Origin of the sequence: Campylobacter concisus, from assembly GCF_002165775.1 — a bacterium.
Lineage (GTDB): Bacteria > Campylobacterota > Campylobacteria > Campylobacterales > Campylobacteraceae > Campylobacter_A > Campylobacter_A concisus_E.
This window is the reverse complement of the sequence record NZ_NDYP01000006.1, coordinates 36,697-61,759: the sequence shown is the minus strand read 5'-3', so window position 1 is coordinate 61,759 and position 25,063 is coordinate 36,697. Positions and strand designations below refer to the sequence as shown.

The following is a 25,063-nucleotide window of genomic DNA, read 5'->3' as shown; positions in this document are numbered from 1 at the left end:
GGCTTGCCGCTAGCGGTAAACTGCGCTATCGAGCCCGCGCGGCTTGATTTTGAGCTCTGGCCGCCGGTGTTTGAGTAGACCTCGGTGTCAAGTACGAGCACGTTTACGTTCTCGCCGCTAGCTAGCACGTGATCAAGCCCGCCAAAGCCGATGTCGTACGCCCAGCCGTCGCCGCCGATGATCCACTGGGATTTTTTAACTAAATATCTTTTTAGCTCTAAAATTTCTTTTACGCCATCTACGCTTAAATTTTGCTCTAAAATAGGGGTCAAAATTTTAGCTATTTGCGTCGTTTTCTCGCCGTCGTTTTTGTGCGCGATCCAGTCGGAGTATAGCGCAGCTAGTGCATTTGGCGCGGCGTCTTTGGTGCGTAGCATCACATCCTCGATGCGGTGGCGAAGCGTCTCTACCGCGACGTTCATACCCATACCAAATTCCGCATTATCTTCAAATAGCGAATTTGCCCACGCTACGCCTTTGCCCTCTTTGTTCGTCGTATAAGGCGTCGAAGGCGCGCTACCGCCGTAGATCGAGCTACATCCGGTGGCATTTGCCACTATCATACGGTCGCCGAATAGCCTCGTCACAAGCCCGATATAAGGCGTCTCGCCGCAACCCGGGCACGCACCGTGAAACTCAAACAACGGCTGCGCAAAACCCACGCCCTTGACGCTATCTTTGCTCATCAGGTCGTCTTTGTAGGTTACTTTTTTAAATAGATAATCGGCGTTTTCCTGCTCGTTTTTGTCCATCTCCTCGGCTAGCGGCACCATGACGAGCGATTTTTCCTTGCTCGGGCAAATTTGAGCGCACAGCTCGCAGCCGGTGCAGTCTAGAGGGCTCACCTGGATTTTATATTTTAGCCCTTTTACCTCTTTGCCTTTGGCGTCTAGGACGTGATCTTGCACCGTTTGCGGCGCGGCGGCGAGCTCGTTTTCGTCGATTAGAAACGGCCTGATGACCGCATGCGGGCAGACGAAGGCGCACTGGTTACACTGGATACAATTTTCCTCGATCCACTTAGGCACCATTACGCCGATGCCGCGTTTTTCGTATGCCGTAGTGCCTGATTTAAAGTGTCCGTCTTCAAAGCCCACAAACGCCGAAACAGGCAAGCTGTCGCCCCTAGCTGCGTTGATAGGCTTGACGATTTTTTCTATAAATTCGTCGCCGACGTATTTTTCCTCTGCGCTCGCGTCATCCGTCAAATTTAGCCAGCTAGGATCGACCTCGACTTTAACCAGTCCGTCCGCGCCCATATCTATGGCCTTGTAGTTCATCTCTACGATCGCTTCGCCCTTTTTGGCATAGGCTTTGTGCGCGTACTCTTTCATGTATTTTTGCGCATCGGCAAACGGTATGATGTCTGCGAGTTTAAAAAATGCCGACTGCATGATGGTGTTCGTGCGGTTTTTTAGTCCGATCTCGCGAGCTAGCTTAGTGGCGTTGATGATGTAGAAATTTACCTTTTTAGCGGCTAAAATTTTCTTTACTTTATTCGGCAGTTTAGCGACCGTCTGCTCGGCGCCCCAGATCGAGTTTAGCAGGAACGTCCCGCCCTCGCGGATACCGTCTATAACGTCGTAAATTTCAAGATATGCCGCGACCGAGCAGGCTACGAAGTGCGGATTTGAGACGAGGTAGGTCGAGCGGATCGGGTTTTTACCGAAGCGCAGATGCGAGCGCGTATAGCCGCCTGATTTTTTGCTATCGTAGGCAAAATACGCCTGCGCGTAAAGCTCGGTTTTATCGCCGATGATTTTGATTGAGTTTTTATTCGCCCCCACCGTGCCGTCCGCGCCAAGACCGTAAAATAGGCACTCTTTCACGCTTGCGTCGCTTAGCGAAATTTTCTCGCCGACTTTTAGCGATGTAAAGGTCACGTCGTCCTCGATACCGACGGTAAAGCCGTTTTTAGGCTCGCTTAAATTTAGATTTTCAAAGACGGCTAGCATTTGCGCAGGATCGACGTCCTTTGAGCTTAGGCCGTAGCGGCCGCCCACGATCACGGGCTGATTTTTGCGTCCGTAAAATGCCGCCTTGACGTCCAGATATAGCGGTTCGCCTAGGCTTCCCGGCTCTTTCGTGCGGTCTAGTACGGCGATCTTTTCTACCGTCTCAGGCATCGCGTCAAAGAGATATTTTAGGCTAAACGGGCGGTATAGATGCACTTTTAGCACGCCTACTTTTTCGCCCTTTGCGCGCAGGTGATCGACGACTTCTTCGAGAGTTTGCGTAACAGAGCCCATCGCGACCACGATGCGCGTAGCGTGCGGATCGCCGTAATAATTAAACGGCTTATAATCTCGTCCCGTGATTTTTGAAATTTCTTTTAGATACTCCGCCACGATATCAGGCACCGCGTCGTAGTAGCGGTTAGCTAGCTCGCGCGTCTGGAAGTAGATATCGTCGTTTTGCGCCGTACCGCGAGTTTTCGGGCTTTCGGGGCTTAGCGCCTCGTCTCTAAATTTTTGCAGCGCCTCGCGGTCAAGAAGCCTATCAAAGTGCGTGTAGTCAAGCACCTCGATCTTTTGTATCTCGTGGCTCGTGCGAAATCCGTCAAAAAAATGCAAAAACGGTACGCGACCCTTGATCGCCGCTAGATGTGCGACGCCGGCGATATCCATGACCTCTTGCACGGAGCCGCTTGCCAGCATAGCAAATCCCGTCTGGCGACAGGCATAAATATCCTGATGATCGCCAAAGATTGAAAGCGCCTGGGCCGCGATAGAGCGCGCGCTCACATGGATGACGCCTGGTAGTAGCTGGCCTGCGATTTTGTACATATTTGGGATTTTTAGCAAAAGGCCTTGCGAAGCCGTGTAAGTCGTAGTTAGCGCGCCTACCTGCAGCGAGCCGTGCACGGTACCCGCGGCTCCGCCCTCGCTTTGCATTTCGACGACTTTAACCGGCATGCCGAATAAATTTTTCTTGCCCTGAGCCGCCCACATATCGGTGTAATCAGCCATCGGCGAGCTAGGAGTGATCGGGTAGATGCCCGCAACCTCCGTAAATGCGTAAGCCGCGTGCGCCGCAGCCTCGTTTCCGTCCATAGTTTTCATTATTTTAGCCATTTTTCCGCCTTAAATTTTCTTACGATTTTTAAAAATCTTTTATTATAGAGATAGTTTCCAAAATCTACTATTAATCTATGTCATTAATAAATTCTGAGGATTTTGCCTTTTGAATTACTAACTTTAAGTAAAATTCCATTACCGTAATGAAAAAATTTAAGGATAAAATTTGATAAGTGTTTATAGGGTAGCCTATTTAAGGGTTATAGCTCTTGCTTTTTGTGCTTTTATATTTAACACTACTGAGTTTGTTCCAGTGCCACTTTTAAGTGATATTGCAAAAGACTTTGACATGAGCACGGCCGATACCGGTCTTATCATCACGATTTATGCGTGGAGCGTCACTATACTCTCTTTACCGCTTATGCTTTTGACTGCAAATTTGGAGCGAAGATCTCTTCTTTTAAAGGTTTTTATCGTATTTGTTGTAGCTCATACTCTTTGTGCCTTTGCTTGGAATTTTAAAATTTTAATTATTGCTCGGTTGATGATAGCTATTGCCCATGCCATTTTTTGGGCTATCACTGCTTCACTTGCTGTTAGGCTAGCACCGATAAATAAAAGCTCGCAAGCTCTTGGATTGCTAGCTCTTGGCACATCGCTAGCGATGATACTTGGTCTACCACTTGGAAGAATTTTAGGTGATGCACTTGGTTGGCGTGTGACCTTTGGACTGATCGGAATTTTTGCTGTTGGTGTTGGAGTTTGGCTATATAAAATTTTGCCACTTCTGCCAAGTAAAAACTCAGGCTCGCTTAAAAGCTTGCCAGAGCTTGCAAGAAATGGCCTTTTAATGGTTATATTTTTACTAACTGCAATTATCATAAGCGCGCATTTTAGCACCTATAGCTACATTGAGCCATTTGCAAAAGATATCAGTGACTTTGATGGAAAATTTATCACAATATTCTTGCTTATATTTGGCGTTGCTGGTGTAGTTGCAAGCCTGCTTTTCTCTAAATTTTATAAGCTTATTCCAAATGCATTTTCTGCAATTTCTATCATGCTTATTTTATGTTGCTTGCTTGTGTTAAATTTTATTTCTAAAAATGAAGTTTTAATGCTAGTCTTAGCCTTTGTTTGGGGACTTGGCATAGCTGGTGTAAATATGAGTTTTCAAATAAAAGTGCTAAATTTAGCCTCAAACGCTACTGACGCTGCAATGGCGATATTTTCGGCTATTTATAACATAGGTATCGGAGCAGGGGCGTTAATAGGGCATCAAACGATAGTTTATTTAGGCGAGCAAAATATCGGGAATGTCGGTAGTTTTTTCGCCGCAAGCGGACTTATCATATTTTTGTTTACGGTATCTAAGATTAAAAGAGTTTAGATGTTTAAATATCTAAGTAAAACGTTACAAATTTCTACATATAAGTGATAATAAATATCATAACTAAGAAAAATTTTAGTTAAGCTTCCTTATAATCATTATCAGAAAATGAATAAATTTTAGGAGCTTATTATGTCAGTTTTAGTTATCGGTGCAGATGAGATAACGCCTATCAAGGCAGTTTTACATGATTTGGGAGCTGAGAAGATAGAACACTGGGATGCTAGAAATGAAAACCGCGTAAATCGCAAGCCAATCCCTCAAGATACCGAGTGTGTGGTGATGCTAACTAGTTTTTTAAACCACAACACGATGAAGACTATTAAAACTCAAGCAAAAAAGAGAAATATTCCAATTGTTTGTGCAAAAAGAAGCGTTAGTTGCGTATTTTGCGAGTATTGCAAGGTCTTTGGGCTAGATAAGGAATTTGGATGCAAAGAATAATCAATGAGATTCGGGCTTTTATCAGATATTGGCGAAATAACTCCAAATATTTTTGCAAAGCTTGATAGGCTTTCGCGTGCAAAAATTTTTATTGCACTTTATAATTCTGGCGTAGAAAGTGAGCTAAAAATACCACTTTCTTACGCTAAATTTCTAAATTTCAAAGAAATTTTTGAAGCTAGGATAAATTTCCTACTTCGTGAAAAATATCTAAATTTTAAGCCAGCAGATCGCTTTTGTATTCCATCAAATATCATCATAAATGCTTATTTAAAAGGCAACTTTTCAAAGATAAAATTTATAGCAAAAGAGCCGAAAATGGCGACTGCAAAGATGATAAAAATGCTTTATGCAAGTGGAAAATTTGAGTTTTGTATCGATGCGGCACAGATGTTTTGTCAATTTGTTTATGATAAAATACGCCTCCGCCATCAAGATAAAGAGGTCGTGCTAAATGGTGGTGTCATCTCAGTCAAAAAAGATGGTAAAAATTTACTCAGTGTCATGCCAAGCTTTAAAAAAGTGAGCTTTGATGATATGAGAAATTTAAACGACGATATAGATAGAGCTGTCGGTGTGCTTGGGCAAGAGTGCGAGATGGTTTATATCGTTTTTCCTAGAAATGAGGAATTTAGGCGACACGTTGAGGTTAGGCACTGTTATGCGAGAGGTTTGATTAAGCTTGTGCCTTATACGATTATTAGTAAAATTTTTTAAAAAGGATAAAAATGATAGGTATAGTTTATGGAAGCAGCATGGGAAATACCGAAGATGCAGCGAAACTTATAAGTGAGGGTCTAGGCCTTGAAAATGAGCTTTTAAACGTTGCTGACGTAGATGCAGCGAAGCTAAATAGTTTTGATAAGCTCATCCTTGGTACATCAACCTGGGGCAGTGGTGATCTTCAAGATGACTGGGATGCGTTTAACTTTAAAGCGTTAAATTTAAACGGCAAAACGGTTGCTGTTTTTGGTATGGGCGATAGCGAGAGCTACTCTGATGAGTACTGTAACGGCATGGCAAAGCTCTATGATGAGGTCGTAAAAGCTGGCGCAAAGGTAGTTGGTGAGGTTAGCACCGATGGATATACATTTGATGGCTCTGATGCTGTAAGAAATGGAAAATTTGTAGGCCTAGCACTTGATGCTGATAACCAAAGTGACAAAACTGAGGGTAGAATTTCAGCTTGGATAGAGCAGATAAAACCTCACTTTGCTTAATGTAATTTTAGCTAGATTTTCTAGCTAAAATTTTCATATATCCATAGCTGAGATGAAGCTTTTTATTCTTTCGTTTTGGTTATTGAAAAACTCATCCACCAAGCCATCAAATGCGATCACACCTTTATCTAAAAACAAAATTCTATCAGCTATCTTTCTAGCAAAATTCATATTATGAGTGACAATGATCATAGACTTTTTCTCTTTTGCAAGAGATAAGATGACCTTTAAAACTTCAGCCTCAAGCTCTGGATCAAGCGCGCTTGTAGGCTCATCAAGCAGTAAAAAGTATGGGTTTACAGCCATGGCTCTAGCGATGGCTACACGCTGTGCTTGACCGCCAGAGAGCCTGTTTGGATAGGTATCTTCTTTGTGGCTAAGCCCCACTTTAGCTAAAAGCTCTTTTGCCTCTTTTATTGCTTCGTTTTTATCCTTTTTTTGAACGTAGATCGGAGCTTCTGTGACATTTTGAAGCGCTGTTAGGTGTGGAAAGAGGTTAAAGCTTTGAAAGACCATACCTGTTTTTTTGCGAATTTCTAAAAGCTCTTTTGAGCTAAGCTTATCTTTAAATTTTACACTCCTATCATCTACCTCTAAAGTACCACTTTGCGGGGTCTCAAGTAAATTTATGCATCTAAGAAGTGTTGATTTGCCACAACCTGATGAGCCAACTATCACGGTTGTTTGCCCCTCTTTGAAGCTTGTGTTTATGTTATCTAGCACCAAATGATCGCCGTAAGATTTGCTTATATTTTTAAAATTTATAGCCATTAGACATACCTTGAGACAGCTTTTTCAAGCCTTGATTGAAGATAGGTTAAGAGCGTGCAAACCACCAAATAGATAAGTGCTGCTAAGATGTAGAGGATGAGTGGCTCAAAGGTCCTTGCTGCGATCCTTTGAGCGACCATAAACATATCAACCATCGTTATAGAAGCTGCTAGTGAAGTGTCTTTAACAAGGCCTATAAATGTATTAGAAAGCGGTGGCAACGAGATCCTCACTGCTTGGGGTGCGATGATACGTTTTAAAATTTGATAGTGCGTCATGCCAAGCGATGTGGCAGCCTCCCACTGACCTTTTGGCACAGAAAGTATGGCGGCCCTTACGGACTCAGACGCATAAGCACCCACGTTTAGACTAAATGCAATAGTCGCCGCGCTCCAAGTATCAAGCGTGACGCCGATACTAGGAAGCCCATAAAATACGATAAAAAGCTGCACAAGAAGTGGCGTGCCGCGAAATATCCAAACGTAGGTGGCAAATATAAATTTTAAAATTTTTATATTTGAAAGCCTTGCTACTGCTGTGATAATGGCGATGACAAGCCCTAGCGAAAACGAGAGTAAAGTAAGCGGGATCGTCACTTTTAAAAGCGCGATGATCATCGGTAGTGTCGAGCTTGAAACAAGTTCGATCACTCTATCTAAATTTTCCATTTTTGCCTTGTTGGTTTATAATTTTATTTTGAGACGTCTTTGCCAAAGTAGCTTTTAGAGATAGCTTCTAGTTTGCCCTCTTTTGAAAGCTCAGTTAAAGCATTTGAAATTTGCTCTGCAAGCTCGGCGTTATCTTTTTTAACAGCTGCTGCTGTGTAGTCTTTCTCATCAAGTGAGGCGGCTATCTTTACAGGTGCGTTTGGACGCTCTTTTATGAAGTCGTAAAATACGATGTTATCTCTTACAACAGCATCTACACGTCTTGATATAAGAAGCTCCATACTTTTAGCAAAACTGTCTGTTACGACGTGCTCAGCACCGTATTTTACGGCGACTTTCGCCCAGTTGCTCGTAGCTGAGTCGGCATTTCTTTTGCCTTTTAGATCAGCAAAGCTTTTTATATTGTTATTATCTTTTCTAGTGATGATGGCACCAAATGTTACAGTATAAGGCACCGAAAAAGCATATTTTTTCTTTCTCTCATCAGTTATGCTTACTTGATTAAATACAACATCGGCCTTACCAGCGTCAAATGCTGCTAGCATCGCATCCCAAGGAGCTGTTAGAAACTCAACTTTTAAATTTAGCTTTTGCGCTACCGCTCTTGCGATATCTACATCGTATCCCACTAGCTCATTTTTGTCATTATAAAATGTAAAAGGAGCGTAAGTACCTTCAGTTGCTACTGTTAGCACGCCGTCTTTTATAGTTTTTGCCTGTAAATTTAAAGCCATCGCAAGCACGGCTACTACTTTTAATAAATTTGTAAATTTCATTTTAATCCTTTATTTTGAAATATCTTTTCCAAAATATTTCATCGAAATTTCACTTATCTTGCCCTCGGCTTTTAGTTCATCAAGCGCTTTGTTTATCGCTTCTAGTAGCTCAGTATTTCCTTTTTTAACGATTGCAGCTGTTGGCATCGGCTCGTTGCTTGTGTATGCGATTTTTAGTGGCGCATTTGGGCGTTGTTTGATATAGTCATAAAAAGTGACGTTGTCGTTTATCGTATCATCAGCTCTTTTTGAGATGATAAGCTCCACGCCTTTGCTAAAGCCATCAGCCACAACCACTGTTGCACCGTTTTTCTCGGCTATCGCCGCCCAGTTGCTAGTCGCAGAGTGTACGCTCTTTTTGCCCTTTAGATCAGCAAAACTTTTGATGTCGTTATTGTCTTTATGCACGACAATTACTGGATATGGCATAGTGTAAGGCACGCTCATACCATACTTTTTCTTTCTATCTTCGTTTATACTTACTTGATTAAATACAACATCGGCCTTACCAGCATCAAATGCTGCTAGCATCGCATCCCAAGGAGCTGTTAGAAACTCAACTTTTAAATTTAGCTTTTGCGCTACTGCTCTTGCAATATCTACGTCATATCCTACTAGCTCGCCCTTTTCATCGTAAAATGAGTAAGGCGAGTAAGTACCTTCAGTTGCGACGGTAAGTTCGCCTTTTTTGATAGTTGAAGCATTTAAATTTAAAGCTAAAAAAGCACCTGCGATCAAGCCAAAAATGGGCTTAAAATTCATTAATTCTCCTTATTTAAAATATCTTTACCGAAGTATTTAAGCGAAATTTCGCTTAAAGCTCCTTCCTTGCTAAGCTCATTTAGGGCAAGATTTATCTCATTTAGAAGTTTAGTGTTACCTTTTTTAACAATCGCAGCCGTATACATCGGCTCATCGCCAGCTTCGATTATCTTTATAGGGGCGTTTGGATGTTGCTTGATATAGTCATAAAACATCACCGCATCATCTATCGTATCATCTGCTCTTTTTGTGATGATCAAATTTATCTGATCGCTCAAGCTATCGGCCACAACTAGCTTGGCGCCATACTTTTCAACGGTTGGTATCCACATGCTATTTACTGAATGCACGCTTCTTTTGCCTTTTAGATCAGCAAAGCTTTTGATGTCGCTGTTATCTTTATGCACGACGATGGCTGAGTAAGAGAGCATATATGGCACGCTGTAGTCATACTTTTTCTTTCGCTCATCGGTTATGCTAACTTGGTTAAATACCACGTCAGCCTTGCCAGCATCAAATGCCGCAAGCATCGCATCCCACGAAGCTTCGATAAATTTTGGCTTTACGCCTAGTTTTTTAGCCACAGCTCTTGCTATCTCTACGTCATAGCCCATTAACTCATCTTTTTCATTGTGAAACGAAAATGGTGAATAAACACCCTCGGTCGCTATCCTTATGGCGCCATCTTTCTTGATCTGCTCGTAAGAATTTGCTAAGGCAGAATTTAAAGAGAACAAGCAGCCAACTACGAAGGTTGCACCAAATTTAAAAGCACTAGAAAATTTCATACAAAACTCCTTATTAAGAAAAATAAAATCAATAATGGAATTTGCAAAAAAATTTTAAGATTTATGCAAATGTCAGTCGCAACTGCGACCTAGGTAATATTTTGGCGCTATTTTATCACAAAAATAAGAGAGCGGCGGCTCACTCCGCTAAAAGTGAGACCGCTAGAGCTTTAACACCCTTAAAATCAACCTTGCCACTTGCAAGTGTTGGGATATCATCAACGATGAATATATAGCTTGGCATCATTATCGGAGCTAGGTTGCTCTCTTTTAAAATTTGCTCGATATTTTCAGGCTCTATGCCACTTTTTACTAAAAGCGCGATCGCTTCGCCCTTTTTACTATCTGGCACGTTTGCACTGCTAAAGACAACGTCGCTTCCAAGCACCTTTGCTAGCTCCTCTTCGACGCTTCCAAGGCTTATCATTTCGCCGCCTATCTTGGCAAATCTCGAATACCTATCGACGATAAAAACAAAACCATTTTCATCGATATGGCCTTTGTCACCTGTTTTATAGTATCTTACGCCGTCTATATGTGTGATGACGTCGTTTGTTTTAGTTTCGTCGTTTAGATAGCCCTTCATCACCTGCGATCCGCCGATCACTATGAGGCCGTCGGTGCCAGTTTCTAGCTCTTCAAGCGTTTCTGGATCAATTATCTTGATGATAGTGCCAGGCAGAGGCATACCAACGCTGCCAGGTCTATTAAATGTAAGCTCTTTTAGGCTCTCTTTTTCTAAGATATTTGGCATATTTACAGCAGCCACCGGCGCCGTTTCTGTTGCGCCATAACCTTCATAAATTTCTATGCCAAATTTGAGTCTAAACTCATCTTTTATCTCAGGTTTTAGCTTTTCAGCCCCAGCTACGACCATTCTGGCACTTTGAAACATCAGCGGATGAAGCTTTTTGTTTCTGGTGTAGAGCCTAAAGAAGGTCGAGGTACCAAAGATGATGCTGGCGCTGTGTCTTGCAGCCATTTTGCCGATAGCCGCTCCGTCTGTTGGGTCAGGCACGCTCACCATTTTTATCCCCTCGCAAAGTGGCATAAGCGTGGTGACTGTTAGGCCAAATGAGTGAAAAACTGGGAGCGAATTTAAGATCACGTCATCTTTTTTGAAATTTAGAAGTTCGCTTATTTGCTTAATGTTTGCGAGTAAATTTTTGTGGCTTAGCTCGATGCCTTTTGGTTCGCCTTCGCTGCCGCTACTAAATAAAATAGTAGCCGTATCTTCTAAGCTCACTGGCTTAAAATAGCAAAGCTTAATGAGCCAAGCTGGAGCAAAAAAGGCAGTTAAAAGCGCTAAAAATTTCTCTTTTTTTGAGACGCTAGCTGAGAGATCTTCTGCAAATTTTGCCCTGCCACTCATCGCATCTTTTAGATCAAAGCCTTTAAGTGCGAGCTTTTCAAGAAATTTGCTAGATGTGATAACTGTGTTTATATTTGCCTTTTTTAGGGCGTGATTTAGTGAGGTTTCATTAAGTGTGTAGTTTAAATTTACACTCACTTTGCCCATGGCAAGAAGCGCCATATTTACTATCGCTGCGATACTTGAGCTAGGTAATAAAATGCCTATATTTTTCTCATCTTTTATCTCGCGTTTAAAAATTTTGATAAAGACTAAAACGGCTGTTATAAATTTCAAGTTGCTTAAATTTAGCCCTGTGCTGTCGCTCACACACTCTTTAAATTTATCCTCTTTTGCGTTGCTTAGCCACTCCTCGGTTAGTGGTTTTTGTCTTGAGATAAAGCTCTCCCACGATGAAAAGCTAAGCTCAAGCACCTTTTGCTTCATCTTTGCAGCGTTTATAAATGTGGTTATTGGCTTGCCAAAGGCAACGATGATATCGCGTCTGCCGTTTTTAGAAGTGAGGTCTTTGTAAAATTTACTAGCTCTTGAAAAGCTCGAACCCCAAAGGCCACGAAGGTAAAATGGCACTATGCAAATTTCTTCTAGATCTCTGATGATAAGCTCAAAGCCCTTTTGAAACTCATTTATCTGGCCGTTGTAGCTGATGTGACCCTCTGGGAAAAGTGCGACTACTTCGCCATTTTTTAGGCACTCTCTAACTAGCTCGATCGACTCTTTGCTTGCCCCTGCGCCTATTGGGATCACTTTGAAAAATTTAAAAATTTGCTTTAGATACCATTTGTTATAGATCGTTCTATACATTACAAATCTTATGCCCCTTGGGCTTGCAGCTTGAAGTACGAGCCAGTCGATCCAGCTGATGTGATTGCCTAAAAGTAGCGCGCCACCACTTTGCGGTAAATTTTGAAGTCCTTCAACGAAAAAGCGGTACTTTGTCTTTAAAAATGGCAGCAAAAGTAGCCTTGTAAAAAGATGTGGAAGCTGCAAAATGGCGTAAAAACTACCGATCAAGCAAACAAGTGCTGTAAAGACAAAGAGTCCAGTGGTTGAAATTTTAAAATATACTAAGCCTATGCCAATAGCCAAAAATAGCAGCATTGAGACGTTTTGTAAGAAGTTGTTTGCCGCCATTATCTTGCCGGTGGTCTTTTGCGGGGCAAAGTACTGGATCATCGCATTTAGTGGCACTATAAAAATTCCACCAAAAAATCCAAATGCAAATGAACTAAGGCTCACTACGCCGATATTTGAGCCAAATGCGAAAAATAAAAGTGAGAAAAATATACCCATGGCACCCATTGGCACGATACCAAGCTCGATGTGTAGCTTTGACATAGAGCCAGCCACGTATGAGCCAAATGCGATGCCTATTGCGCTTGCTGCAAGTATGGCTTGCACCGCTAGCGAGCTGTCGTCGTTAAAAACAGCCTTATAGTGAGCTGGAAAAGCTGCGATGATGATTTGAGAAATTCCCCAAAATATGCTAAGTCCAGCAATGCTTAACCAGATATTTTTATCTGACCTTACTTCCTTTAAATTCTCTCTTAAATAGCTAAGGCTGATGTATTTTTTCAAATCAAATTTCTCGTTATCTTCGTTTATTTCGCTGATATATGGCAGCTTGTAGGCAAAGTAGGCTTCAAGCGCGCTAAAGATCACTAAAAAGATACCAATAGGATAGACGCTTTTTAAAATTTCTTCTGAGTTTCCACCTTGAATATATAAATTTTCAAATATAAATGAAAATAAAAAGGAGCTTGATAAGATGGCAACGATGGTTAGTGCTTGGATGACGCCGTTTGCTCTTCCAAGGCGCTCAGGGCCGACGAGAGCTTTGATGATTCCATATTTTGCTGGCGAGTAGATAGCACTTTGGGCTGCTAGTATGAGCGTTAAAGCAAAGGCTACGCCAAAAGCGCCCGCAAGATAGCTAAAAAGCACTGCGACACTAATGATAAGGCCAAAAATAGCACAAATTCTTATGACTTTTGTCTTTGAGAATTTATCATTTATAAAGCTTGATGGCGAGAATAAAAATATAAAAGGAAGCAAAATCATCGCATTTATAACTGCTGTTAATATAAAAAGTATGTCACCATCATATGTTTTTAAAAGAACATTTTGGATAGTGATTTTGTGTGCTAGATCGACGCTTGCATTTAAAAATGCGATCGCAAGGTAGGGCAAAAAGCCAGCAACTTTTAATAAACTCATCATAGAAAGACCTTTGTGATTTTAAAAATTTTGTAAATCTAACAGCAAAACATTTAAAATATTATTAATAAAAACTCTATATTTAAATTCAATAATAAATTTTTTAAGAAATTTAAATTTTATATGCTTTTGGATAAAATCACACAATCAAAAATTAGGAAAAATTTATCATGAACTATGAAATAATCGTCATTGGCGGCGGACATGCAGGCATTGAGGCAAGTCTTGCGGCTGCTAGAATGGGCAAGCAAACTTTACTTATCACGATCTTAGCCGAGCAAATAGGCGCTGCAAGCTGTAATCCGGCCATTGGAGGCCTTGCAAAGGGACATCTTGTAAAAGAGATCGATGCGCTTGGTGGTCAAATGGGTCTTACAACCGATGCTGTTGGCATCCAGTTTCGCGTGCTAAATGAGAGCAAAGGTCCAGCAGTACGTGGTAGCCGCGCTCAGATCGATATGGATAGATACCGTGTTTATATGAGAAATTTGCTTTTAAACACGCCAAATTTAGAAATTTCTCAAGAGATCGCCACTGAAATTTTAAGCGAAAATGGCGAAGTAACGGGCGTTAAAACCCACCTAAATAACACATATAACGCAAAAAAGGTGATAATCACAACAGGCACATTTTTAAACGGGCTAATTCACGTTGGATTTAACAAACTAGAAGCCGGACGTGTGGGCGAGCTAAGTGCAAAAGATCTAAGCTCTAGTCTAAGAGAGCTTGGGCTAAATTTAGGTAGGCTAAAGACTGGAACATGCCCAAGGATCGACGCGAAAACGATAAATTTTGAAATTTTAGAGAAGCAAGATGGCGACGCAAAGCCGGTTGCATTTAGCTTTAGAACTAAAAATTTCTCCCCAACGCAGCTACCATGCTACATCGCCTATACAAACGAAACCACGCATGAAATAATTCGCTCAAATTTCGACAAAGCACCACTTTTTACAGGCCAGATCGAGGGCATCGGACCAAGATATTGTCCAAGTATCGAGGATAAGATAAACCGCTTTGGCGACCGCGACAGACACCATCTTTTTATCGAGCCTCAGACTCTTGAAGCGACAGAGTATTATATAAACGGCTTTTCAACTAGCTTGCCTTATGAGGTGCAAGTGCAGATGTTACGCTCTGTAAAGGGGTTTGAAAATGCAAAAATCGTAAGACACGGATACGCCATCGAGTACGATTACGTCGAGCCAACACAGCTAAAACATAGTTTGGAGACTAAAAAGGTAAAAGGTCTTTATCTAGCTGGGCAGATAAACGGTACGACTGGATACGAGGAGGCTGGTGCTCAAGGGCTAATGGCTGGCATAAATGTAGCGCTTTCACTTGATAATAAAGAGCCACTTGTCTTGCGCCGCGATGAGGCGTATATTGGCGTTTTGATCGACGATCTTGTGACAAAAGGGACAAAAGAGCCATATAGGATGTTTACGAGTAGGGCGGAGTATCGCTTGCTTTTGCGTGAGGAAAATGCCATTTTAAGGCTTGGCGGATATGGCCATGAGCTTAGGCTGCTTGATGATGAGACTTTTAATAAAATTGAAGCTATTAGGCAAAATTTAAAAGATGGACTTGCATACCTCAACAATACTCAAATTACGCCGAGCAAGCAAAATTTAGAGCTTTTAGCTAGCCTTGATGAAGAGCCAATAAGTCAAAATGTGAGCCTTCAAAAGATTGTTGCACGCAAAAGCTTTACAGCTGAGAAACTAAGAAAGCTTGATCAGAAATTTGTAAATTTAGATGATGCGAGTGTGGATCAAATTTTAACCGAGTGTAAATATCAGCACTACATAAATGAGCAAAAAAATCAAATAGAAAAAATGAAAGATATGATGGATGTAAAAATTCCTGAAAATTTTGACTTTAGAGGTGTGAGTGGTCTTAGTAATGAAGTGGTCGAAAAGCTTGAGAAATTTACACCGCCTACGCTTTTTGCTGCGAGTGAAATCTCAGGTATCACGCCAGCTGCGATTGATATCTTACATATTTATATAAAGATGAATGAGAAAAGGCTTGGCTGATTTTGATTTTTGGTTTAGTTCAAAAAGCCATAAAGCTTAAAATTTTTATCTTAAAATCAAGATTTACGTTTAAGCTAAAATTAACATTATTTTTGCAGATTATATTTAGAAATTATACTTTTTTAATTTTTTGAGAGTATAATCGTTAAGAATTTATTTATAGAAAGGAATTTAATGTCAGTAAAGCAAGAAAGACGTAGCTTTATCGGCCTTGCGTTTGGTGCTGTGGCAGCTGTCGGCGGCGCTATGTCACTAGTGGCTGTTAAAAAGACTTGGGATCCGCTTCCAAGCGTAAAAGCTGCTGGTTTCACAACAGTTGATCTAAGTCCGATCAAAGATGGAGAAATGAGGCAGGTTGAGTGGCGTAAAAAGCCTATTTTCATACTCAAAAAAAGTCCTGATATGGCTAAAAATGACAAAAGAGATGTTGTCGTAGGGGATGCTAGATACGTAGTTCTTATCGGACTTTGCACGCATCTTGGTTGTATACCTGAGTATAAAGCAAGCAAACAAATGTTTGTATGTGCCTGTCATGGCGGCGAATTTAATGCCGACGGAATGCAAACATACGGACCTCCTCCAAGACCACTTGATATACCACCATTTAAGATCGATGGAACCAAGCTAGTTCTAGGCGAAACAAGCCCAGAATACGAAAAATTAGTAGCAAAAGCTTAGGAGGATAGCAATGTCTTTAGCTCATAAATCAACTGGCGTTATTGACTGGCTTGATCAACGCCTAGCTTTTACAAAACTTATAAAGGTTCTAGTTAGCGAATACTGGATTCCAAAAAATATAAATTTCCTTTGGGCAATGGGCGTTATTTTAACAACGCTTTTTATGCTCTTAATCGTTACCGGTTTTTTGCTTTTAATGTATTACAAACCAGATGTAAATTTGGCATTTGATAGTGTAAATTATACTATCATGCAAGAGGTCGAGTATGGCTGGCTTTGGCGTCACATTCACGCAGTTTCAGCTTCTACGATATTTCTTATTATGTATATTCACTTGCTTACTGGACTTTACTATGGTTCATACAAAAGAGGCAGAGAGGTCATTTGGATAAGTGGTATGGTGCTATTTATCTGTTTTTCAGCAGAGGCATTTAGTGGTTATATGCTCCCATGGGGACAGATGAGCTACTGGGCGGCGACTGTTATCACTCAGCTTTTTGGCGGTGTACCAGTTATTGGTGACGCTTTAGTTGAGTGGATTAGAGGTGATTACGCAGTTGGCGACTCAACACTTACTAGATTTTTTATGCTTCATGTTTGTTTATTGCCACTTGTAACGATAGCTGTTTTGGTTATTCACTTCTACTCTTTAAGAGTTCCGCACGTAAATAACCTAACAAGCGAAGATATAGACTTTGAAGTAGAGGCACAAGAGTATCTACACGGCGATAGAGCGAAATCTAAAGTTATACCATTTTGGCCAGGATTTTTAGCAAAAGACTTTATGTATGTATCATTCTTTATGATATTTGTCATCTATCTTGTTTGCTATCACTTCAACTTTGCGATGGATCCTATCAACTTTGAGCCAGCAAATCCGCTAAAAACTCCACCACACATCTATCCAGAGTGGTACTTCTTGTGGCAATATGAAATTTTACGTGGCTTCTTCTTTGATATAGCTGGAATTTCTGCTTATAACATCGGTCTTATCGCGTTTGCGTTTGCAGGTGTTGCATTTATGCTTATACCTCTTCTTGATAGAAGCGACCTTGTAGCTCCAGCTCACAAAAGACCACTATTTTTTATATGGTTTTGGGTCTTAGTTGTCGATCTTATCGTTTTATCTATATATGGTAAGCTCCCAACAGGTGGTTATAATGACTGGATAGGATTTTATTCATCATTGCTATTCTTGTTCTTATTTATAATTGCATTGCCAGTTATAACAATACTTGAAAGAAAGAGGGGCTAATCATGAAAGAGCTTAAAATTTTTGCCATTGTTGTTATTCTTTCAGGTGTTTTATATTGGGGTATCGAGCCTTATGCTCATACAAAGCTTCACCCTCATACTGCAAATGCTGAGTATAACTTCTCAAAAGAAGATACTGACTATGCAAAGCACTTTTTAGAGCAAAAAAAGACAGCACTTGAGACTGCTAAGGCTAGTGGAAATAAGGCAAGTATAGACGCGGCTACAAAAGATGTAGAAGTAGCACAAAAAATTCTTGATGACTATACAGCATTTTGGAATGACATTAACTCTATTGATCTTACAAAAGGTGACGCTACAAAGGGTGCTGACACTTTTGTAGCAGCAGGATGTACAGGATGCCACGGTATAGAAGCAGCAGGTATGCCAGCTGGTATGGATGCTGAGACAGCTAGTCAAAGCTTTGGTGTAGTGCCACCAGATCTTAGTACCGCTGGTAAAATTTATGATGATAAATTCTTAGCCGCACTCATTAAAAATCCAAATATAGCTTTAAAGCTAACTCATAAATTTAACGACGAGCATCCATTTCCGATGACCGCATTTATGGGTGCTGGTGGTGATATAAATGCTGAGACTGCCGATATAGTAGCTTATTTGAAAAAGGTATCTGCTGATTATGAAAAGGCAAATAAGATCACTGAAGAAAAGGTTTTCGCTGATGCATGTCAAAGATGTCATGATATAAAATATGATAAAAAATATGCATTTAGCAACAAAGTAAGCCTTGCTGCTTATATGGGCTCAAATCCACCTGATCTATCGATGATGATTCGTTCAAAAGGCGATGAGTATTTACATAAATTTATAAATGATACTCAAAAGATGCTACCAGGTACTGCAATGCCAAGAGTTGGTTTAAATAAAGCTGCTGAAGACGATGTGGTAGCTTATATCCAAAAAGTAGGTGACAAGAAGAAGGCTGAGCGCGAGAGCACAGGGCTTTATGTCATGATCTACTTCTTTATCTTAGGAATTTTTGCTTGGCTTTGGAAACGCAAAGTTTGGAGCGAACTACACTAAAATTTAAGAGCCTCTTTGGCTCTTAAATCCTCTCTGGTAAATTTATATATAAATAGGTATTCTTTAAATTTATTCTTTTACAAATTTAATCAAGCTGTCTTTGTAAATTTTAAAATTTCATTCACTCGTAAGAGCTGACTACTAAAATCTAGCTTCGCTTACCGCTTAGCTCAAATTTTAGAACCGAAATTACTCATTAAAGTTTGATTGAAATTAACAAAACTGCATGCAGTGCTTTAGCACTAGAGCATGCCCTTTGAACGTGTCAGGGAAGAGGGATTGTTAAGGGAGAAGGGAGTGACTTCGTAATTTAAGCTCCCTTCTCCCTTAATAAAAGAATAGGAGTTGTATGGTCTATATGCTTTGCAAATTTTAAAACTTTCATTCACTTGCAAGAATTGACTACTAAAATCTAGCTTCGCTTACTGCTTAGCTCAAATTTTAGAGCCGAAATTACTCGTTCATGAAATTTAAAAATTTGCCTAAAACCTAAAGCAGTAATATGCCTATGCCGCCATGTAAGCTATGAATACACAAGCGTTTCGGTAGAAAATAGAAATATATCTGAGTTTTAACGGTCGCTATTTAAATAAATTTATTTTAAGCAAATCACTCACTAAAACCCACCAAATTTTACAGAAATAGTAAAATTTAGCTCCACATCAAGCCTATTTAAATTAAATTTCCTTGGCGATCTTGCTCATTTTATTGAGCAGTTTTTCACGTTCATTTGGCTTTAGGTTGCCGTATTGAAGCTTTGTTATCATCTGCATGAAGTCAAATTGTTTAAACATTTGCGCATCGCTTTTTAGTTCTTTTTCTAGCTTTTTATAAATTTTTTCAGTCTCTTTATTTGCTTTTTCTAAATTTTGTAAAAAGCTTCCAGTTGCGCTCATATCAAGGTCGTTTTTTGCAGCTTTATCGATGGCATTTTTTAGATTTGCTAAATTTTCAGAAATTTTCATCAGCATTTCCTTTTGGATTTTAAAATTTAGAGCAAATTTTATTCCTAAATTTTCTCCCACCACTTTTTTCTAGGCGGATTTTGTGCGGTGAAAACTTCTCCAATCATCGGCATTGCGTAGTTTAGCTCAAGTTTTGTCGCTGCCTTTTCAAAACGCTTGATCGGCTCATCCCAAGCGTGATAAGATAGATCAAACTTGCCCCAGTGCATCGGCATACCAAGCTTAGCTCCAAGATCTTTTAGTGCTTGCGCTGACTCCTCTGGCTTCATATGCACGTAAGGCCAGCCATCGCCGTAAGCGCCATTTTCTATAAAAACTAGATCAAAGGCGCCAAATTTCTCATTTATCATCTTAAAGTGCTTGCCATATCCGCCATCTCCGCTAAAATAAAAGCTAAAGCCAGCCTCTTTAACCGCCCAGCCACCCCAAAGCGTCGTATTTCTTTTAAATGTGCGCCCACTAAAGTGCCTTGAAGGACAAAACGTGAAGTTTAAATTTCCTATTTTTTGATCACCAAACCAGTCAAACTCATAAATTTTGTCTTCATCAACGCCCCATTTTACAAGGTGAGCTTTTACGCCAAGCGGCACTAGAAATTTACAAATTCTATCCTTTAGCTCAAGTATCGTTTTATGATCAAGATGATCGTAGTGATCGTGCGAGATGAGGGCGATATCGATCGCATCTGGGTAGTCGCTAGCGGTGATAGCATGCTCGTAGGCAAAGGGCTTGCCGCCAAGTGGGAGTGGGAATGCTCGGTGCAAAACTGGGTCTGTGATGATGATTTTATCATCAAGCTTGCAGATGAGGCTAACGTGCCCAAGCCAGATAAACTCACCATTTTTGAGGGCATTTGCGTCAAATTTTAAATTTGGCAAAGGCTTAGTTGGTAGCTTGCCTTTTGGTGGAAAGAGTGCTTGCGGAATGTAATTTAACATAGATGCTTGTGGATTATTTTTTACCATATCAATCGTTGGCTCTAAATTTATAAAAACTTTGCCGTTAAAATTTGGCGAAGCCTTTATCAGCTTTTGGCTTTTAATATCTGGCACGCCACCAAAAACTGGGGCAAATCTCATAAAAAGAAATACTGCAACAATAAGCAAAAGTATAACTATAAAAATTCCCATAAAAAGCCTTTTAAATTTAAAGGTCGGATTATATTTTAGATTTTTAAATTTCAGCTTTATTTAATTAACCCGAGCTTAAATAATTAACTTGTAAATTTAAACTTAATTAAGATATTTTTACTCTTTATAGGAAAATTTTATTAATAAATATTATCCTTTAGCAGATAAATATATCTAAAAATCGACATTAAGTAGATAATCTTAAAGATATATAAAATAAAAATTTAATTTTAAAAATACAAAATTTGTCAGATAGATGACGGAATTTATTCATTGTAAGTTATAGAATTATTACAAAAATTAGGAAGGAGCGTTTGAGATGTTAAATAAAAATTTAACTATCTCTATTTTGGTGACTAACCATCACTTTAAAAGTGAGCAGGGCAGTTTAGCCTTGTTTAATGGGAGGAATTTATGAAAAAACATAAATTTGTAATTGCCGATTATAAACGCTGTATAGGATGTGCAACCTGCATGGCTGCATGTTTTAAGAGCGCTTATGAACGCGGCAAGCTGTCACGTGCAAGGCTAAGTGTGCTAAGAGAAGCTACTGGCGTTATGCCAACTCAGTGCAGACAATGCGACGATGGCCCTTGTGCGAATGTGTGTCCAACTGGAGCATTGCGATTTAATGATAATTGCATCGAGCTTCACGAGGAAATTTGTATAGGCTGTAAGATGTGCACGATCGCTTGTCCTTACGGTGCGATAAGCTCAAGTGCAGAGCTTATGCCTTCAGTAAATTACGCTGTCGAGCCAAAGTATAACCTTGAGATAGAGTCACAATCAGGTGCAAAAAATATCGCTGTTAAATGCGATATGTGCTTTGGTCGTGAGAACGGACCAGCCTGTGTTGATGTCTGTCCAACGAGTGCTCTTGTTATGATTGATCCAGAAGAGGGTAAACATAAACTTGGCAAGAGGATAGATTATGAAGCAGCGAATAAATTTGCTACTAAAATTTTAAACGGACAAGGAGCATAAGATGACTACGGTTTATATGCTATTTCTTGTAAGTGCCGTCGTTAGCATTTTGCTTTATTGTGCTCCAAAGGCCGCTGTAAAGGTTGGTTTTGGACTAAGCGCTTTAAGCTGTTTTTATGCGATGTGTCACTTTGTTGCAAATATGGGAGTAAGCGATAGCTTTGCTCTTATGGATGGCTTTTTGTATTCTCCAAAATTTGCTCTAAATCCACTTGGAAATTTCTTTAGCTTTGTCGTTGTTTTCATCGGATTTGCAAGCAGCGTTTATGGTATGAGCTATGCAGATGAGTACATCAAAAAAGCAAATGTTGGCGTGTTTGCATGTTTATTTAATACATTCATCCTTTCAATGCTTCTAGTAATTAGCGCTGATAATGTTTTTTGCTTTGTTGTTTTATGGGAGCTTATGACTCTTATCTCATCATTTCTTATCATCGTCAATGATGGTAAAAATACACTTAAAGCAGTTATGGTATATCTTGGCATCGCACAAATCGGTGCATTTTGTATCACCTGTGGCTTGCTTATCACAGCTTACTACGCAGGAAGCTTTGACTTTAGCGCATTTATGGGTGTTAAGATGCCATTTGGCGCTTCTGCTGCTGTATTTGCACTATTTTTGGTCGGCTTTGGTAGTAAAGCTGGTATGTGGCCATTTCACGTTTGGCTTCCGCAAGCTCACCCAGCAGCACCATCAAACGTTTCAGCCCTTATGTCAGGCGTTATGATTAAAGTTGCTCTATTTACACTAGTTAAATTTACACTTTACTTACCACTTAGTACATATTTTGGACTTACAATACTCGCTCTTGGTGCAGCTAGCTCACTATTTGGTGTTTTATACGCTCTTTGCCAACACGACTTTAAAGCCTTGCTTGCTTATCACTCAGTTGAGAACATAGGCATCATTTTACTAGGTCTTGGCACAGGAATTTACGGCGTTGCAGCTGGAAATTTAACACTTGCAGCAGTAGGTTTTCTAGCAGGTTGCTACCACGTAGTTAACCACGCTATATTTAAAGGTCTACTTTTCCTTTGCGCTGGATCAGTCATCCACGCTACTCATACGCAAAATATGGACATCCTTGGTGGTCTTGCTAAAAAGATGCCATGGACAAGCCTTGGTATGTTTATAGGTATCATGGGTATCGCAGCCTTGCCTCCAGTAAACGGTTTTGTTTCAGAGTGGTTTACATATCAAGGTATGCTTCAAGGTGCGATGGGCGAGGGAACATTAGTTAGATATGCATTTACGCTTGGTGTCGTAGCTCTTGCGCTAACTGGCGTTTTGGTCGGTATGCACCTCAAACTTTACGCTGTTATATTTGCAGGTACTCCAAGAGATCAAAAAATTTGGGAAAATGCTAAAGAGAGTCCAATAGGCATGGTTCTTGGCATGATCATCCTGATGATAGGCTGCGTTGGCTTTGGTCTTGGCGCAAACTATATAGTTGATTACATCATGCAAGCTGTAAATTCTATCGCTATAAGCGACTATAAAGCTAGTCTTGGTGCTATAAATGTAACTTCACCAATAGGCAGTATGATCTCAACTCCGCTTATCGCTTTAGTTCTATGTGCGACTATGATTTTGCCATTTATCATCCTTGCTGTTATGAAAGCAAATAGAGATAAACCACGCGAGACTGATCCTTGGGCATGCGGCTTTAAATATAGCTCACGTATGCAAATGACAGGTGGACCATTTACAGGCGATCTTAGAAAGATCATGCAATGGCTATTTAGAGCTGATAAAAAGATCGTTACTAGAAATTATTTTGACGCGGTTGAATATCACAACCATCCAAAAGATATCTGGTGGGGAATGTTTTATGAGCCAGTCATCAAATGGTGTATGAAATTTGCCGATAAACTAGGCATTGTTCAAAGCGGATATACAAACATATATACACTTTATATTCTAGTTTATTTATGTGCCATACTTGCTGTGGGCTACTTTTTAGTTTAGGAGACGAAAATGCAAACTATACTTTTAATGATATTTCAAGTAGTCGTTATCGTTTTGGTAGCTCCTTTGTTTGATGGTATGGCAAGAAAACTAAGGGCTAGACTTCAATCAAAACAAGGTAGCGATTTCTTTCAAACATATCGCGATATTATAAAACTCTTTAGAAGAGGAAGAACTGTGCCTGAGTGCTCACACTGGGTATTTAGATGGGCTCCATTTTTCCTTTTTGCAACTTCAGCTGCAGTTCTAGCTGCTATACCTATAACATATAGCAAAGATACTGTTTTTGGAGCATATTCAGATATATTTGTGATCCTTTATCTTGGCGCATTGCTTAGATTTGTATTTGGTGCAGCTTCAATGGATAGCGGCAACCCATTTGCAGCAACAGGCGGCGGCAGGGAGCAAATGCTGGGCGTATATGTTGAGCCAGTCATGATCATGTGTCTAATCGTCGTAATGCTTGCAGCTAAAACATCAAATTTAATTGAGATCCAAGAGATGGTAAAAACTGGCGTTATCGGATATCAGATCCCAAGCTTTGCCGTAGCTTCTATCGCATTTTTATGGTGTATGTATGTTGAGACTGGTAGAAAACCATTTGACGTAGCTGAAGCTGAGCAAGAGCTTCAAGAAGGCTTGCTTGGCGAGTACGCAGGTAGCGACCTTGGTTTGGTTCAAGCATCACTTATATTAAAACAGTTTGCTATGATCGGACTTTTCCTAACTATATTTGAGCCATGGAATTTTAGCAATCCTTTCTTAGCTATCATCATTTTTGTGATAAAAACTGGAGTATTTTACGTAGCGGCTGTCTTTATAGACAACTTTGGACCACGCTTTAAAATGACTTCATCTTTACGCAAAAATGCGCTTGGTGCACTTGCTATCTCGTTTGTTGCACTAACACTTTATGTAGTAGGAGTGTGAGATGCAAACACTTGATATTTTAGCCATTTGCATGATCGTAACTTCGCTTGCGGTTTTTGGTCTTAGAAGCTTGAAACTCTCAATCATCGCTTATGCGATTGAGACACTACTTTTAGTTAGCATATTTTTCTTGCTATCTGAGAAATTTAACGCTGAGCAGCTCAAAACTTGGGCGATCGTTGCCTTTTTTACCAAAGTTTTGCTTGTGCCAGGAATTTTATTCTGGCTTATCAAAAAACTTGGCGTAGTTAGCGAAGATGAGCCAGTTGGTGGATTTTTTGTAAGTCCTGTTATTGCTATGGGATTTTCTCTAGCTCTTTCAATGAGTATCTACCCTATATTTTTAAAATTCTCTCTTATCAAAGAAGAGATCATGCTAATCGCAGCTGGAACAGTCTTTATGATGGGAATTTTTGGCTTCATGCTAAGAAACTCATTTATAAAACAAATTCTAGCTTACTGCTTATTTGAAAACGGTATCCATCTAAGTCTTGCTCTAATGGCTTATAACTCACATGAGTTAGTCGAGCTTGGAATTTTAACAGATGCGATATTTGCCGTTATCATCATGAGCATTCTAGCGATTAGATTTTATAAAGCTTATGATAGCTTAGATACTTCTAAAGCTTCAAATTTAAGGGGTTAGAG

General features: G+C 40.1%; 21 protein-coding genes. 12 read left to right on the top strand and 9 right to left on the bottom strand.

Going from position 1 to position 25,063, the window contains the following annotated elements; all coding sequences use genetic code 11:
* On the bottom strand, nucleotides 1-3,074 hold a 3,074-nt coding region (gene nifJ, locus B9N66_RS06445; RefSeq protein ID WP_087580389.1), incomplete at its 3' end, for a pyruvate:ferredoxin (flavodoxin) oxidoreductase.
* A gap of 169 nt (nucleotides 3,075-3,243) precedes the next feature.
* Here nifJ and B9N66_RS06440 point away from each other — a divergent pair.
* From B9N66_RS06440 to fldA, 4 genes are all read left to right on the top strand, one after another.
* Nucleotides 3,244-4,407 carry a sugar transporter gene (locus B9N66_RS06440; RefSeq protein WP_087580388.1) on the top strand — a complete coding sequence of 388 codons (1,164 nt, stop codon included), beginning with the start codon at nucleotides 3,244-3,246 and terminating at the stop codon, nucleotides 4,405-4,407.
* A 132-nt stretch (nucleotides 4,408-4,539) separates the two neighbouring features.
* The gene (locus B9N66_RS06435) at nucleotides 4,540-4,851 is read left to right on the top strand and encodes a DUF2325 domain-containing protein (RefSeq protein ID WP_002939277.1); all 312 of its coding nucleotides are present in this window, start codon (nucleotides 4,540-4,542) and stop codon (nucleotides 4,849-4,851) included.
* A 3-nt stretch (nucleotides 4,852-4,854) separates the two neighbouring features.
* Nucleotides 4,855-5,568 carry a UDP-N-acetylmuramate--alanine ligase gene (locus B9N66_RS06430; protein WP_087580387.1) on the top strand — a complete coding sequence of 238 codons (714 nt, stop codon included), beginning with the start codon at nucleotides 4,855-4,857 and terminating at the stop codon, nucleotides 5,566-5,568.
* Between the two features lie 11 nt (nucleotides 5,569-5,579).
* Nucleotides 5,580-6,071 carry a flavodoxin FldA gene (gene fldA / locus B9N66_RS06425; protein WP_087580386.1) on the top strand — a complete coding sequence of 164 codons (492 nt, stop codon included), beginning with the start codon at nucleotides 5,580-5,582 and terminating at the stop codon, nucleotides 6,069-6,071.
* Between the two features lie 33 nt (nucleotides 6,072-6,104).
* On the opposite strand, the gene B9N66_RS06420 is transcribed toward fldA, so the two are convergent.
* The 6 genes from B9N66_RS06420 to B9N66_RS06395 form a co-directional block, all read right to left on the bottom strand.
* Complete coding sequence (locus B9N66_RS06420; RefSeq protein ID WP_087580385.1) at nucleotides 6,105-6,842, bottom strand: amino acid ABC transporter ATP-binding protein; 738 nt, start codon at nucleotides 6,840-6,842, stop codon at nucleotides 6,105-6,107.
* Nucleotides 6,842-7,510 (bottom strand): amino acid ABC transporter permease, encoded by a 669-nt coding sequence (locus tag B9N66_RS06415; RefSeq protein ID WP_021089366.1) that lies wholly within the window; start codon nucleotides 7,508-7,510, stop codon nucleotides 6,842-6,844. Before B9N66_RS06415 ends, B9N66_RS06420 begins: the two co-directional genes overlap by 1 nt.
* A 23-nt stretch (nucleotides 7,511-7,533) precedes the next feature.
* Nucleotides 7,534-8,286 carry an amino acid ABC transporter substrate-binding protein gene (locus B9N66_RS06410; RefSeq protein ID WP_087580384.1) on the bottom strand — a complete coding sequence of 251 codons (753 nt, stop codon included), beginning with the start codon at nucleotides 8,284-8,286 and terminating at the stop codon, nucleotides 7,534-7,536.
* Nucleotides 8,287-8,295: 9 nt separating this feature from the next.
* A complete protein-coding gene (locus tag B9N66_RS06405) occupies nucleotides 8,296-9,048 on the bottom strand; it encodes an amino acid ABC transporter substrate-binding protein (protein WP_087580383.1) in 753 nt (250 codons plus the stop codon).
* Nucleotides 9,048-9,836, bottom strand: a complete 789-nt coding sequence (locus B9N66_RS06400; protein WP_087580382.1) for an amino acid ABC transporter substrate-binding protein — start codon at nucleotides 9,834-9,836, stop codon at nucleotides 9,048-9,050. The genes B9N66_RS06405 and B9N66_RS06400 overlap by 1 nt, the downstream gene beginning before the upstream one ends.
* A 139-nt stretch (nucleotides 9,837-9,975) precedes the next feature.
* Complete coding sequence (locus B9N66_RS06395) at nucleotides 9,976-13,428, bottom strand: acyl-[ACP]--phospholipid O-acyltransferase (RefSeq protein ID WP_087580381.1); 3,453 nt, start codon at nucleotides 13,426-13,428, stop codon at nucleotides 9,976-9,978.
* Nucleotides 13,429-13,595: 167 nt separating this feature from the next.
* Between B9N66_RS06395 and mnmG the strand changes: the two genes are divergently transcribed.
* The 4 genes from mnmG to B9N66_RS06375 all read left to right on the top strand — a co-directional run bounded on the left by mnmG (nucleotide 13,596) and on the right by B9N66_RS06375 (nucleotide 18,437).
* Complete coding sequence (gene mnmG, locus B9N66_RS06390; protein ID WP_087580380.1) at nucleotides 13,596-15,461, top strand: tRNA uridine-5-carboxymethylaminomethyl(34) synthesis enzyme MnmG; 1,866 nt, start codon at nucleotides 13,596-13,598, stop codon at nucleotides 15,459-15,461.
* A gap of 174 nt (nucleotides 15,462-15,635) precedes the next feature.
* Nucleotides 15,636-16,139 carry a ubiquinol-cytochrome c reductase iron-sulfur subunit gene (gene petA / locus B9N66_RS06385; RefSeq protein WP_021091707.1) on the top strand — a complete coding sequence of 168 codons (504 nt, stop codon included), beginning with the start codon at nucleotides 15,636-15,638 and terminating at the stop codon, nucleotides 16,137-16,139.
* A gap of 10 nt (nucleotides 16,140-16,149) precedes the next feature.
* A complete protein-coding gene (locus B9N66_RS06380) occupies nucleotides 16,150-17,394 on the top strand; it encodes a cytochrome b (RefSeq protein WP_021091658.1) in 1,245 nt (414 codons plus the stop codon).
* 2 nt (nucleotides 17,395-17,396) lie between these two features.
* A complete protein-coding gene (locus tag B9N66_RS06375; protein ID WP_087580379.1) occupies nucleotides 17,397-18,437 on the top strand; it encodes a c-type cytochrome in 1,041 nt (346 codons plus the stop codon).
* 677 nt (nucleotides 18,438-19,114) lie between these two features.
* Here the strand turns inward: B9N66_RS06375 and B9N66_RS06370 are convergent.
* Both B9N66_RS06370 and B9N66_RS06365 read right to left on the bottom strand, forming a co-directional pair.
* Complete coding sequence (locus tag B9N66_RS06370; RefSeq protein WP_087580378.1) at nucleotides 19,115-19,402, bottom strand: hypothetical protein; 288 nt, start codon at nucleotides 19,400-19,402, stop codon at nucleotides 19,115-19,117.
* A 44-nt stretch (nucleotides 19,403-19,446) separates the two neighbouring features.
* On the bottom strand, nucleotides 19,447-20,532 hold the full coding sequence (locus tag B9N66_RS06365; protein ID WP_087580377.1) for an MBL fold metallo-hydrolase: 1,086 nt from the start codon (nucleotides 20,530-20,532) through the stop codon (nucleotides 19,447-19,449).
* A 414-nt stretch (nucleotides 20,533-20,946) separates the two neighbouring features.
* Between B9N66_RS06365 and B9N66_RS06360 the strand changes: the two genes are divergently transcribed.
* The 4 genes from B9N66_RS06360 to hyfE are packed head-to-tail and all read left to right on the top strand — an operon-like array spanning nucleotide 20,947 to nucleotide 25,061.
* Nucleotides 20,947-21,516: a 4Fe-4S dicluster domain-containing protein gene (locus B9N66_RS06360; protein WP_021091760.1), complete on the top strand. Its 570-nt coding sequence runs from the start codon at nucleotides 20,947-20,949 to the stop codon at nucleotides 21,514-21,516.
* Nucleotide 21,517: 1 nt separating this feature from the next.
* Nucleotides 21,518-23,485, top strand: coding sequence for a proton-conducting transporter transmembrane domain-containing protein (locus B9N66_RS06355; RefSeq protein WP_087580376.1), 1,968 nt, complete (start codon nucleotides 21,518-21,520; stop codon nucleotides 23,483-23,485).
* Nucleotides 23,486-23,494: 9 nt separating this feature from the next.
* Entirely contained in the window at nucleotides 23,495-24,415 is a 921-nt protein-coding gene (locus B9N66_RS06350; RefSeq protein WP_072594545.1) for a respiratory chain complex I subunit 1 family protein, read from the top strand.
* 1 nt (nucleotide 24,416) lies between these two features.
* A complete protein-coding gene (gene hyfE / locus B9N66_RS06345) occupies nucleotides 24,417-25,061 on the top strand; it encodes a hydrogenase 4 membrane subunit (RefSeq protein ID WP_087580375.1) in 645 nt (214 codons plus the stop codon).
* The last annotated feature ends 2 nt before the right edge of the window (nucleotides 25,062-25,063 follow it).